At 63.1% G+C, this 12,921-nt stretch carries 11 protein-coding genes; 4 read left to right on the top strand and 7 right to left on the bottom strand.

Going from position 1 to position 12,921, the window contains the following annotated elements:
- Positions 1 to 26: 26 nt before the first annotated feature.
- Positions 27 to 2,399, bottom strand: a complete 2,373-nt coding sequence (locus HAHE_RS01720) for an MMPL family transporter (protein WP_338688041.1) — start codon at positions 2,397 to 2,399, stop codon at positions 27 to 29.
- Positions 2,400 to 2,503: 104 nt separating this feature from the next.
- Between HAHE_RS01720 and HAHE_RS01725 the strand changes: the two genes are divergently transcribed.
- A complete protein-coding gene (locus tag HAHE_RS01725) occupies positions 2,504 to 3,133 on the top strand; it encodes an outer membrane lipoprotein carrier protein LolA (protein WP_338688044.1) in 630 nt (209 codons plus the stop codon).
- Here the strand turns inward: HAHE_RS01725 and HAHE_RS01730 are convergent.
- Both HAHE_RS01730 and HAHE_RS01735 read right to left on the bottom strand, forming a co-directional pair.
- Positions 3,111 to 3,608 carry a hypothetical protein gene (locus HAHE_RS01730; RefSeq protein ID WP_338688047.1) on the bottom strand — a complete coding sequence of 166 codons (498 nt, stop codon included), beginning with the start codon at positions 3,606 to 3,608 and terminating at the stop codon, positions 3,111 to 3,113. The two genes, HAHE_RS01725 and HAHE_RS01730, sit on opposite strands and share 23 nt — an antisense overlap.
- A 51-nt stretch (positions 3,609 to 3,659) precedes the next feature.
- Complete coding sequence (locus HAHE_RS01735; protein ID WP_338688050.1) at positions 3,660 to 4,475, bottom strand: hypothetical protein; 816 nt, start codon at positions 4,473 to 4,475, stop codon at positions 3,660 to 3,662.
- Between the two features lie 105 nt (positions 4,476 to 4,580).
- Between HAHE_RS01735 and HAHE_RS01740 the strand changes: the two genes are divergently transcribed.
- A complete protein-coding gene (locus tag HAHE_RS01740) occupies positions 4,581 to 4,952 on the top strand; it encodes a BlaI/MecI/CopY family transcriptional regulator (protein WP_338688053.1) in 372 nt (123 codons plus the stop codon).
- Positions 4,949 to 5,860, top strand: coding sequence for a M56 family metallopeptidase (locus tag HAHE_RS01745; RefSeq protein ID WP_338688055.1), 912 nt, complete (start codon positions 4,949 to 4,951; stop codon positions 5,858 to 5,860). Before HAHE_RS01740 ends, HAHE_RS01745 begins: the two co-directional genes overlap by 4 nt.
- A gap of 52 nt (positions 5,861 to 5,912) precedes the next feature.
- Here HAHE_RS01745 and HAHE_RS01750 read toward each other — a convergent pair whose 3' ends face one another.
- The 4 genes from HAHE_RS01750 to HAHE_RS01765 all read right to left on the bottom strand — a co-directional run bounded on the left by HAHE_RS01750 (position 5,913) and on the right by HAHE_RS01765 (position 9,663).
- A complete protein-coding gene (locus tag HAHE_RS01750; RefSeq protein WP_338688057.1) occupies positions 5,913 to 6,515 on the bottom strand; it encodes a thioredoxin family protein in 603 nt (200 codons plus the stop codon).
- A 63-nt stretch (positions 6,516 to 6,578) separates the two neighbouring features.
- Positions 6,579 to 7,373 (bottom strand): protein-disulfide reductase DsbD domain-containing protein, encoded by a 795-nt coding sequence (locus tag HAHE_RS01755; protein WP_338688059.1) that lies wholly within the window; start codon positions 7,371 to 7,373, stop codon positions 6,579 to 6,581.
- Positions 7,374 to 7,425: 52 nt separating this feature from the next.
- Positions 7,426 to 8,859: a DASS family sodium-coupled anion symporter gene (locus HAHE_RS01760; protein ID WP_338688061.1), complete on the bottom strand. Its 1,434-nt coding sequence runs from the start codon at positions 8,857 to 8,859 to the stop codon at positions 7,426 to 7,428.
- Positions 8,860 to 8,928: 69 nt separating this feature from the next.
- Entirely contained in the window at positions 8,929 to 9,663 is a 735-nt protein-coding gene (locus HAHE_RS01765) for a hypothetical protein (protein ID WP_338688064.1), read from the bottom strand.
- On the opposite strand from HAHE_RS01765, the gene HAHE_RS01770 reads away from it, so the two are divergent.
- Positions 9,637 to 12,915, top strand: coding sequence for a DUF1553 domain-containing protein (locus tag HAHE_RS01770; protein ID WP_338688067.1), 3,279 nt, complete (start codon positions 9,637 to 9,639; stop codon positions 12,913 to 12,915). The two genes, HAHE_RS01765 and HAHE_RS01770, sit on opposite strands and share 27 nt — an antisense overlap.
- The last annotated feature ends 6 nt before the right edge of the window (positions 12,916 to 12,921 follow it).

Genomic DNA, 12,921 nt, shown 5'->3' on the forward strand with positions numbered 1-12,921 from the left:
GGTGCCGGCTTTTTTCGTGCTTGGACTCAGCGCTCGGCCGTGCCGCGGACTCCCGGGACCAGGATCACCGCCACGATCATCGAGCAGAGGATCCCAAGGACCGCCACCTTCCCGAGGCTCGCCAAGGCGTCGATCGAGGCGAACGCGAGCGATCCGAATCCGATCGCGGTAGAGCAGCCGCAGAACAGGACCGCCTTCCCGGTACCGTTCCAAACCGCCCGGACATTCCCTCCTGTCCGACGCAGGGCGAGCAGGATGTGGATGGCATAGTCCAGTCCGGTTCCGAGAAGCAGCGGCGTCGCCGCGATGTTGAGGAAGTTCCACTCAATCCCTGCGAGCCTCATCGCTGCCAGCAACAGCAGGCCGCTCAGCGACATTGCCAGCACCGCGGTTGTTACATCCTTCACGCGTCGGAAGACCAGCGTCAGCATGAGAAGCATCAGTCCCGCCATCGGCAGAAAGACATCGATCAAGTCCTTCTTCACCAGCGGCAACACTGCGGGTTTGAGCAAAGACCACCCGGCGAGATGAATTCCTTCGCCTCCGAGACGACGCAGGTCCTTGAGATCCTCAACCCCGAGGCCATCCGGATCCGAAAGCTCCAAGGTTCCCAACAGATACCCGCCGCCGTCCGTCGCACGGCTTGCCACACCACGCAGGATCTCGGCCGATGCCTCACCGTCCGGCATGCGGCCGTCCGACAACGATCCGACCGAGCCCATCGCTTCGAGGACGGACCTTCCGAGGGCCGTCCCCTCTTCGGAAAACCCGGCCGCATCCGCCGCCGCAATGAGCCGATCCTTCGACTCGGCAAGTTTTTCGATCTGCTCGCGGTTGGCAGCCATCCGACCGGGTTCGGGCCACCATAGCGATGGAAGCTCGAATGCCTCGACCAGATCGGGACGCTCGGACGCCAGTTCTTCCAGAGAAGATTCCAGACTCGCGATCCGCCGGCTCACCTCTTGATCGGTGTCGCCCTCGACCACCAATCGAATGGCCGGAGATCCCCAGTCCGGGAAGTGCTCCTGAATCCGCTCGAAGGTCGCCATTGAGGCGCTGTTTCTCGGTCGCAGCAGGCTGCGGTCGAACTCCACCCCGGGGAGGCCCCGAATTCCGAGAACCACGAGCGCCGCGAGTGCCAGACCACCCAGCAGCGCCAGCGAACCGACACGCCCCGGAACCCAAGCGGTCTTGTGCCCGATCGCCGGACGGCCCGCGCCGACCCGAGCAACCCAAGGCACATAAATGCCGAGCATGAACAACGCCCCGAGAACCACCCCGATGCCCACCACCGTTCCCAGCTGCGCGATTCCGGGCAAGCCGCTCAGGTTGAGGGCAAGGAACACGGCTGCTGTCGTGGCCGCGGCCCAACCGATCGACCGGGCCGTGGCCCGATAGATGGGTAACTGGTCGTGGCCGCAGACCTTGGCCTCCTGGCAGATGAGAACGCCATAGTCGACCGCGAGGCCGATCAGGATCGCCGCGAACCCGGCCGCCATGATACTGAGTTCACCGTAGACCCAGCCGGCGATCCCGAGCGTCGCGACGAAGACCAGCGCCAAGGTCACCGACAGGCCGGCGAGCAGACCGATACGGCGCTGCATGAGCAGGAATAGCAGACCGATCACCACCGAGGTGATCCCGACAGTGCCGCGCATGTCGCCCTCCATCGCGCCACCGATCTCCGCCTCGAAGGCAGGATCACCGGTATAGGCGGCCCGGATTCCGTTCTCATCCGCCCACGGGTCGATCACCGCCCTGACCTCACTCAGCCAGGCATCCGCCTCGCGGTAGCCGGCTACGGGACGTGGCGCGTCGATAAAAATCAACTGCGCCATGCCATCGGCGCTCTCGAATCCTTCACCTCCGCCCTCGGACGCTGCGAAAAACGACCGCAGAGCCGAGTGATCGAGAAACCCAAAGGGATCATGCGCCGACTGGACGATGTCCATGCCGTCCAGCGCGGTCGCCACCCGTTCCATGGCGTCCTCCATCGAACCCGCGATTTCTTTCTCGGATAGACGGCCAGCCAGTGTCTCCAACTCCTCCGGCTCACCGTTAAGCCACAACCAGGCGAACAACTCGGCCATTCCTTCCGGACTATCGCGCCAGCGCGGCTGCCAGCGCACCGAGTCGCTTGCTCCCGAGTCCTTCAGGAGTTCTCCCAGCTCGGCCGCCCGATCCGGCAGCATTCCTGCCATCTCGTCATCAGCCTCCAGCAGCACGATCAGCTCGCCCTTCTTCGAGAAGACCCGCTGGAAAGCCTGAAGTCCGCTGACCTCGGGCATAGCATCCGGAAGAACCGCGAGCGGATCGGTCTCGAACCGAATGCGCCCGAGCCCTGCCGCCCCGATCAGCGCCAGCAGCAACAGAAGCGCAACCTTCCACCATTTCCGCATCAGCGCGAAACCACGGGAAGCGGCCTCAGGTTCCAAGCACCAAATTCGACCGCATCCACCGATTTCCCCTTGGCAAAGCGCCGCACCCGCGACGACCTAGGGGCATGCGCTTTCTTCTCGCCCTGCTCCTGCTCGCTCCGCTGCGCGCCGAAGTCGACACCGCCCCGCTCGAAGCGTGGTTGAAACGACAGGCCGGCATCCGGACCTTGGAGGCCGACTTCACCCAGGAACGCAAGCTTCCCGCACTGAAGAATCCGGTCACCACCCCGGGGACATTGGCGATGACCCGCGATGGAAAGCTGCGCTGGGACCTCGGTCAGCCCGCCAAGACCATCGCTGTCTCCGATGGTGAGAAGGTCACTCTCGTCGATGTTGAAAAAAAGCAAGCCCGCAGCATCGACGCCGACTCGCCCCGGGCGCGTTCATTCACGATGTTGTCCGGCGACTCAATCAATGGCGGACTCGAGAGCTTCAGGAAGTCCTTCGATCTCGTCGAGTCACGCGTCACCCAAGGCATCTACCAGCTCACCACCCGCCCGAAGGACCGCAACATGCGGGGCAAGGTGTCGTGGGTGTTCTTCGACATCGACCCCGGCAAGAACGAGCTGCGCGCACTCGAGATCCAGCTCGATGACAAGTCGCGGATCCGAACAATCTTCCGCAACAGCCGGTTCAACCGGGATATTCCGGCAGCGAGATTCAACGTCGACCTCAGCGGCTACGAGGTTCGCTGAGCCCTTCGCCGTGGTCCGGCGGCTTCGGCCGGCCCATGAGGGGCGGAGGTTCCGGAGCGATCGGTTCTCCCAAGAGGACCTCATCCCCCGCCGGCGGACCGGGAGGCAATGCGACGATGCCGGTGAGGGGCGGGTGCTCACCCATGACCGGCGGTCGCTCGTCGCGCTTCGCGCAGCTGGCAAGAGCAAGAGCGCTTCCGGCGAGACCCGCGCCCGCCACTTGTGACGCCAGCCGCCGGGCGGAGCGGGTCCTCGGGCAATCCTTCACGACCGTCGTGCCATCCGCCCGCCGGATCATCCGGATGCAGGCACCACCGCGCGAGATGAGATTCTCGGCCTCATCGCGGGTCATTTCGCTGAGGTTGTGGACGTGCTTCCGGCAGTGCGAACAGAAGCGCTTCCGATCGTCACCTTCCATCTCCTCCCAATGGGCAGGGCACCGGAATGACAGTTGCAGGCGGTCGAGCAGATTCATCGTTTCAGGTCCATTGCCGGCAGCCACCCGAATCGTGACAGGTTTCTCCGCTCAGGGAGCGGTCGCGAAAGGATTCGCGGTCTGGCGGGTGCGCACCTCGCTGGGCATCCATGTCCATGGATTGACACCCTTCTCGCCGAACACCGCCAAACCCACCACTCCAACGTTCCGGGTATCACCGTGACGGCGATTCGTGTACGAGCCGCCGACACTGGAGAACTCGAATCTCGCGACCCGGTCCCAACCGCTTCTCCATCCCTTGACTTCGAGGGTCTCGCCGGGGGCGATCACATAGCCTCGTTTGGAGAATGACGCCGGCTTGCCATCGATCACGTCGAGTCCGTCCACACTCAACACCACCTCAAGCCGGCTTTTGCAGCGGTTCTTCAGGAAGATCAAATAGCTGCTTCCGGGCGAACCGACCGTGAACCTCTTGCCGCCTGACTTGTAGCTGGGCAAATACCGGAAGCCGCCCTTGATCCCCCATTCGATCACCTCGCCAGCCGCCTTCTGCGCTCCGTCGACCTTGTACTTGTATCCGGTCATGGCATCCACCCCCTTACGATCATTGTAGTAGATCACATCGGTTCCCAACGGCTTGGGTGACGCCCGCACGAATGTCTGCTTGTGCCATTCGTCTCGGACTTCCTCACCGAACCCCGTCGCCAGCCCCGGCCGCTCTTCGGGCTTCACCGGAGCATTCCTGGGCTTGGCACCCGACGGCGCTTCAGCCGAGATCGGCATAGCGGGCGAATACTCGGCATCCACAGGAACGAAGTTGGGCCTACATGAGGAGACCCAAACCACCACCGCCAACGGCAAAACCCATCGACCCGGCTCCAACTTGCGAAACAGCTCAAATCCCATGATGCTAGAAAAGCAGCATATCATCGGCGGCCCCGTCAATCCTTTAGTGCTGTTTTTTTAGCACTTGTGCATTGAACCGGCCCCACCTTGTGCTAGTTTTCCCGCATGAGCGAACCTGCCCTTGCCCGACGGGAACGTCAGGTCATGGACCTGATCTACCGCCTGGGAGAAGCCTCGGCGCAGGATATTCAGGACGAGTTGCCTGATCCTCCGAGCTATTCCGCAGTGCGCGCCCTGCTCGCCACGATGGTCGACAAAGGACTGATCAAACACCGGAAGGAATCCCGTCGCTATCTCTACAGCCCCGCGGTTTCCGAAAAGAAAGCGAAGCGGTCGGCGCTAAAGCAGTTGCTGGGCACCTTCTTCGACGGCAAACCCGAGAAGTTGGTAGCCTCGCTGCTGGATCCTTCGGAACAGAATCTCAGCCGGGAAGAGATCGAACGCATCCGGGAACTGATCGACCGCCAGGAAGAATGACTTCGACACCCATCGCCGCCATCCTCTTTTCCCTCGTCGCGGCCACCGCCGTGCTCGCGCTCGGGCGTCGCGATGGCGAGAACTCCAGCCGGATCAGCGGGCTTGCGTTGCTACTTCTGCTCGCCTTTCCGCTGCTGAGCCTGCTCCCGAAGATTCCGATCCTGCCGGCAGCGGAGAACATCGCCTCCCAATCCTATTCCGTTTCCGTCGTGGTACTCGTGCTGCCGTTCGGTTCGCTGGTTCTCCTCGCCCGTCTGGCGATCGCGGGATGGACCCTGCAGCGGTGGAGGAAAGGGTCGAATCTTCTTGAGCAACGGACCACCCGCCATGGCCGCGCGGTGGAAGTGCGGTCGCTTCCGGAACTCGCCAGCCCCTGCGCGGCCGGCGTCTTCCGCCCTGTCATCTTCGTCCCGGCATCGTGGACCGAGTGGAATCTTTCGACGCGCGAAATGGTGCTCGCACATGAACTCGCCCATCACGCCCGACACGATCCCCTTTGGCGCTGGCTCGGATCCCTCGCCTGCGCGCTGCACTGGTTCAATCCACTGGTGTGGTGGCTGGCCCGTCGCCATGCCCTCCAATCGGAGTTCGCCTGCGACGCGGCAGTGGTCGCCTCGGGCGTCGATGCTTCGGCCTATTCCCATACCCTCTGCGATCTGGCCGCCGCCCGCACGCCCTCGCTGGCACTGGCCATGTCCGGACCGGCTCTGGGCGAACGCATCAAGCGGCTGCGTGACCGACCTCGCCGGGCCTCGCGCACGATGGCGGGCCTCGCATTGGCACTGCTGATCGGCAGCGCGCTGACAACGGCGATCTGCCGCCGGGCCGCCCCACCGGAGCAACCGGCGCCCGATCGTGGCGAGGTCATTCTCCGTCTCACCGCGGACCCGTTTCCGGCGAACCCGTGACCCGTACGCGATAAGGGGCCGACTATGCGTCGGCCCCTCGGAGATTCGGGTCTCAGTATTTTACCCCGCAGCCATAGGGCGGGGCTTTCGCCGTCTCGACCGGCTTGCCTGCGAGCAGGGCATCGACCGCGGCGACAACGAAGTTGGTAGCTCCCTCGACATCGGCAGCCTTGGTGCTTGGCTTGTTATCGATTCCACCCCCGAAGGCGAGCTTGCCGTCCTTGCCGATCACGAACATGTGCGGCGTCGTCTTCGCTCCATAGGCCTTGCCGACCTTGCCATCGGTATCGAGGACGATCTGGTCCGCCTTGCTCCCTTCCTTTTCGGCACGCTCGCCGAGCTTCTCCGCAGGCATGTAGCCGCCCTTCCCTTCGGCGGACGAGTTTACGGAAATCCAGACCACTTCGTCGTCCGAATACTTCTCTTGCAGCATCGGCATGTTGCCGCTGCCGTAGTGTTTCTTCACGAACGGACAGCCGAAGTTGATCCACTCGAGGACCACCACCTTGCCTTTGTAGTCGGAGAGCGAGACTTCCTCGCCCTTCACGCTCGGCAGGGTGAATCCGGGAGCCGTGTCGCCGGGTTCGACCGCGTTCGCAACGCCGCAGGCGACAATCGCCGCGGCCATCCATGTCATCGTGCTCTTCATTTTCATTGGAATTCAGATTGGGGAGTTAGACCCCTCCCATTGCTGAGCCGGATGTCCAACGGGAATTCGTCACTCAGCTGTCCATCGGAGCAGCAACGGCTTCTCCAACCTGCCTCCCGACAAAACGAGCTCGAGTTCTTCGGGCGCACCCGTGGCGTACTCGTTCGCTGGCACGGTCGCCTCCCAACCACCCTCGACCTCCTCAAGCCGGATCGGTTTCGAGTGATCCACGGTCGCAGGCGTCGCGGGAAACACCTCGCAACCGGTCGGATCCACACCTTTGGGCAGCGCCACGTGCAAACGAAGCGAGTCCTTGTCGACATCCACCGACAAGCGACTTCCCGCAACCGGCTGCGGAACTTTCTCCAGCGCCTTGGCGATCACACCGGCTCCCGGTCCCGGCCCTTTGTTCTCGTGCTCGAATGAAATCGACAGGCTGGCGTCACCCGGAACGCAGGCGGAGTCATCACAGGTCAGCCAGCTCAGTTCGGCGGTGACCTCGGCCCGGCCCTTTGCCGATGCGCCCGCGGTCATGAAAACCGGAATCACCACCTCCTTCTCATAACCGTAACCGGGAAGCTCGCCGGTCATGAAACGAACCGGAACCGGATGCAACAACGGGCCGGCCACCCAGCCATCCGGCAGTTTCCAATCGACCGACAGCGCCATGCCGCCTTCTCCGGGATTTCTCCAATAGGTATGCCAGCCGTCGTCCAGCTTCAGCCGGATCCCGACCTCGACCGGTTTGCCTGCCTGATATCCCTCGCTCGTCTGGATCAGCTCGGCTTCCGCGTGCCCCGAACGGACTCCGGCAAACGCCGAGCCGATCGCCAGCAAACCCGCTCCAATCGTCTGTGTCTTCATGACACCCAACCTATCCGGAAGGACGGGCGCATCCACCGGTTTCTGAGCGGTCTCAACCGACCGTCCACTTCAGCCACAGCACCACCAGCGGAGTGAGCAGTCCGACCACGAGACCCGGCACCAGGAAATCCCGGGAAGAGATTCGCCCCGAACCGTAGGCGATCGCGTTCGGTGGCGTGGAGATCGGCAATGCCATCGCAGCGGAGCATCCGATCGCCACCGAAAGGATCACGATCCTCGAGTCTTCGGCCGCCACCAGGCTCGCCCCGAGCGGCACAAGAAGGGCCGCGGCCGCGGTGTTGCTCATCAGGTTCGAGAGAACCAGTCCGACAAAACAGAAGACCGCCGCAATCGCCAACGGGGGCAAGGTGTTCGGCACCTGATCGGCGAGCCACGCGGCGAGCCCGGTCTCCTTCACCCCGACTCCGAGCGAAAGACCGCCGGCCAGCAGTAGCAGCACGTCCCACGGCAACTGGCGCATGTCGGTGGCACCGATCACCCCGGTGACCGCGAAGACGACGATCGGCACGAACGACACGACTGGCGACGGGATTCCCAATACTGACTCGGACATCCAGAGACCGACGGTGATCGCGAAGACCAGCATGACGATCAGCCGGTGCCGAAACTGGCGGTCGTCACCCTCAATCGCAGAATCGAGACTGCCTTCGATGCCCTTCTCACCGCGAATCCAGCGCCACCAGACAACGCCATATCCCAATGCGGCAAGAACCAGCGCCGGCGGCAGCGCGATCATCATCCAGCGCATGAAGTCGATCTTCTGCCCGTCCGCCAATTGACCGGCTGCGATCGCATTCGGCGGCGTGCCGATGATGGTGCCGATTCCGCCCAGATTGGCGGCAAGTGCCACCGCGATCACAACGCCTCGTCCGAGGCGGCTACCTTCTGGCAAGCCGGCGATCACCGGGGCCGTCACCGCCACCATCATCGCTGCGGTCGCGGTGTTCGACATGAACATGCTGAAGACAAAGGTCACCGCCATGACTCCCAACACCAGCAGTGGAGGACGTCCGACAAAGCGTCCGAGGAGGTGGCCCGCCATCCAACGGTCGAGCTGGGTCTTCGAACATGCGTGTGCCAGCACGAAGCCGCCGAAGAAGAGCCACATCGTGGGTGAGGACCACGGCTTCACAAAAAGCGTCCACGCATCCTTCGAATCCGCCGGCGCCCACACCCCCCCGGGATTACCGAGGATCGCGATCTGCAGCCCGATCACCAGCAGCGCGACCGCAAAGGCGGGCATTGCCTCGGTCACCCAGAGGCCTGCAGCGAAGACCATGATCCCCAGCGCCGCCTGACCTCCGGGCGAAAGGTCGGCGTAGAGGTCGGACCCGAGCCAACCCGGCCCCCACACCACGGCCGCGGCCAACGCGGCGCAGCCGAGCGTTTTCAGGATGGATGCCAGCTCGCCACGATCAAAATGCCCGAGTAGCCGGAAGGACTGGGCGCGGGTGTCCAGAGACATAGTGAAAGCGTGAGAGCACACCCCGCGCCGGACAAGATCCAAGGTTGCGCCGAAGTTGCGCGAAACTCGTCATGGATTGTTCTGCCCGTGGATCAACTCCCCCAACAAGCCGGCCTCCCCTTCCCATCCGAGCCGCTTCAGCCCGGAAAGAACCCTATCGCTGTCAGGAAAGACCAACTCCTCCCGATCTGCCTGCAATTGATCCCGGGGAAAGTCAGCTTCGGGCAGGATCTTCTCAGCCAACCGAAAACAGGCCCAGGCCCGCCAGCTCCGGATCTCGGCGTCGCGGCCCCGGACGCGCGTGGCGAGATGCTGGAAATGCCTGACCGGGTTCCCGATGAAACAACCGGCAGGTCGCCGCTCCAGCATCCAAGTCAATGCCCGATAGGGTGGCGGCCACTCGGACAGCACGAGATCCTCCGGATCCAGTTCGGCCGACCACGCCCGATTCAGCTGCAGGATCGCTTGAGCAGGCATGCCGCGGCTCCATAGCGTCTGCGCGTAGCGGAGCGCGGTTACGTAGAATTCGGCATCGCGTCTTTGCCCGAGGCTGCGCAGGTTCCGATAGGTCATATCGGATACCGAAGAAGGCAAAAATGGACATTCTTCGATCATCCGTACATCGGTGTTTTCCCGCACATCTTCATTCACCACACGCAGCACGTTGGAAGCGACGCTTTTCCGGGTGAGATTGCCGCTTTTCCGGGTGAAAGAGGATGCTCCTGCCGCCGGTAATTGCCAAGGCTCGAACGCACGCCTATTCTGACACGAATCGACATGGTTTTTCGAAAGTTCAACGCCCATCCGGGGCCGATTCTGGGAGTGGTCGCCATCGCGACCTCGTTCCTTTGCATCCAATGCACCCGTTCCTCCAAGGCGACTGGCCAGAAGGGAGAAGCTACAGCTCCCGAGCAACCCGGATTGGTATCGGAAGAGTCGGCACGACCGGTGTCCATCCCGGATGAGGTGACCTTCAACGAGCACATCCAGCCCATCCTCTCCGAATACTGCTATCAGTGCCACGGACCCGACGAAAAGACCCGCTACCCGGAAGAAGAACCGTTGCGTCTCGATCTGGCGGATGAAGCCTTCAAGCCGCGGGAGAACGGCACGCCGGTGATCATCAAGGGCGATGCCGAGGCCTCCCTCTTGGTCAAGCTGCTTCACAGCACCGACAAGGACACCGTGATGCCTCCTCCTGAGTCTCACAAGGAGCTCGATGCGACCCAGATCGCGCTGCTTGAGGCATGGGTCGACCAAGGAGCGGAGTATCAGGACCACTGGGCCTTCCTTCCGGTCGAGCGACCGGAAGTTCCGGAAAGCGACTGGGGCCGCAACGGCATCGACCCGTTCGTGGAGGCCCGCCTGCGGTCTCACGACCTCGAACCGAATCCAGACGAAGATCCGGCACGTCTCTACCGCCGGCTTCACTTCGACCTGACCGGGCTTCCACCCTCTCCCGAAGAACTCGACAACTTCCTGAAGAGCGCCGGATCAGGAATCGACGCGGCCTATGAAGCCGAGGTCGACCGGTTGCTCGCCACCACCGAAAGTGCCGAGCACTTCGCACGCTACTGGCTCGACGCCGCCCGCTACGCCGACACCCACGGCATCCACATCGACAACTACCGCGCGATCTGGCCCTACCGCGACTGGGTGATCCGCGCACTCGAACGGAACATGCCGTGGGACGAGTTCACCATCGAACAGATCGCCGGCGACATGCTCCCCGATCCGACGCTCGACCAGCAGGTGGCCACCGGCTTCCACCGTTGCTTGCCAACCACCGGCGAGGGCGGCGCCATCGCCGAGGAGTATCTCGCCATCTACGCTCAGGACCGCACCGACACAACTGGTGCCGTCTGGCTGGGCCTGACCATGGGCTGCGCTTCGTGCCACGATCACAAGTTCGACCCGATTTCGATGAAGGACACCTACTCCTTCAATGCCTTCTTCCGGAACACGCCGATGTCGGCGCTCGACCGCAACAATGCGGAGCATCCGCCGAACGTCTTTGTCCCGCTTCACGAAGACCGCCCCCGTTTCGCCGCTCTGGCCGACGAAAAGAATAAGGCGGAGGAGGATCTGAAGGCGCGTCGCTCGGGCGCCCGTCAGGATTTCGACCAGTGGCTGGCCGCGGCGAAGATCGACGGCGGCGTCGAAGTGGATTCCACCCTCGCCCTCCGTCTCCCGCTCGCTTCGGAGCAGGAGTCAATTGTCGGCGAACTCGATGGTCAGCCGCAGGAGTGGCAGGCGAAGCTGCCGAGAATCGACGCCCCCCTCGGCAAGGCTGCGGTTATTTCCGAAAAGCCGCTCGATCTTGGTGATCACCTGTCGTTCTCACGCTCCGACCAAGTGACCTTCGGCGGATTCATCTACACCGAAGGCAAACCGACCGGTGCGGTCATCGCACGGATGGACCCGAATGCCGCCTACCGTGGTTGGGACCTTTACCTGCAGTCGGGGCAACCGGCCGCGCATGTCATCGACCGCTGGCCCGATGCCGCGAGCAAGATCGTCGCCAAGCAGGCACTCAACCAGAAGAGCTGGCAACACGTGATGGTGACCTTCGACGGCACCAAGTCCGGCCATCAATCGCTGTCGGTTTACGTCGACGGTAAACGCGTCCCCTCGTCGACCGAACCGAACACCGTCGGCGGCACCATCGAGACGAAGGTTCCCCTGCGTCTCGGCTCCCGCCACGGCGACGATTCCAAGCTCACGAAGGGCAAGGTGGCGCTGCAGGACTTCCGTTTCTACCGGCGCCTGCTGACACCCGCTGAGATCTCCGACCTCGCCTCCAACGCCCTGCTCAGGGATATCCTCGAGACACCTGCGGACAACCGGACCAAGAAGCAGATGGACCGCCTGTTCGAATACTACGTTTCCAGTATTGATCCCCCGTCCATCGAACTGCGGAAGAAAATCGACGCCTTGGCGAAGGAGGAAGCCGACATCCGTTCCCGCGGCTCCGTTTCGCTGGTGATGGAGGAGAAAAAGGACTCCGAAGCTTTCGCCCACATCCTCAACCGCGGGGTCTACTCGGACAAGGGAGAGAAGGTCACTGCCGACACCCCCGCATCCCTGCCACCGATGCCGGAGGGCGCGCCGAAGAACCGGCTCGGCCTGGCGCAGTGGCTGGTAGCGAAGGAGAACCCGTTGCCCGCCCGGGTCGCCATGAACCGCCTGTGGGCCCAACTCTTCGGCACCGGGATCGTCGAAACCGTCGGCGACTTTGGCATCATGGGCGCGCGCCCGACCCATCCGAAACTCCTCGACTGGCTGGCTTCGGAGTTCATGGACAACGGCTGGGACTACCGCCGGATGATCAAGTTGATGGTCATGTCTTCGACTTACCGTCAGTCCGCGACGATCCCGCCGGCAAAACTGGAGACCGACCCTTCGAACGCCCTGCTTTCGCGGGGTCCCCGTTTCCGTCTCGACGGTGAGGAACTCCGCGACATGGCTCTTGCCGCGTCCGACCTCCTGATCGACGAGGTCGGCGGACCACCCGTGAAACCTTACCAACCGGAAGGCATCTGGTCGGCGGTGGCGATGCCGCAGTCGAACACCCGGAACTACAAACAGGACACGGGCGAGAAACTCTACCGGAGGTCGATCTACACGTTCTGGAAACGCACGGCGCCCCACCCGGCGATGGAGATCTTCAACGCCCCGACGCGGGAGGTGACCTGTGTGGCACGGGAGCGGACGAACACGCCGCTCCAGGCCTTCGTCACCCTCAACGATCCGCAGTTCGTCGAGGCCTCGCGGCGGCTCGCGGAGCATGCGCTCTCCGAAGGAGACTTCGACAGCCGACTCGACTTCATCAGCACCAGGCTGATCGCCCGCAAGCTCGTCGACGAGGAGCGCGCGGCTGTCCGCAAGACGCTCGACGATGCGACCAAGGCATTCACCGCGGACAATGAGGCGGCCAAGACCCTGATTTCCGAAGGCGAGTCGGAGCCGAACCCCGACCTCCCGGTTGCGGAAGTCGCGGCTTGGACGATCGTCTCAAGCCAGATCCTCAACCTCGATGAAGCCCTGACCAAGTGAACGGAA

Origin of the sequence: Haloferula helveola, from assembly GCF_037076345.1 — a bacterium.
GTDB classification, from domain to species: Bacteria; Verrucomicrobiota; Verrucomicrobiia; order Verrucomicrobiales; family Akkermansiaceae; genus Haloferula; species Haloferula helveola.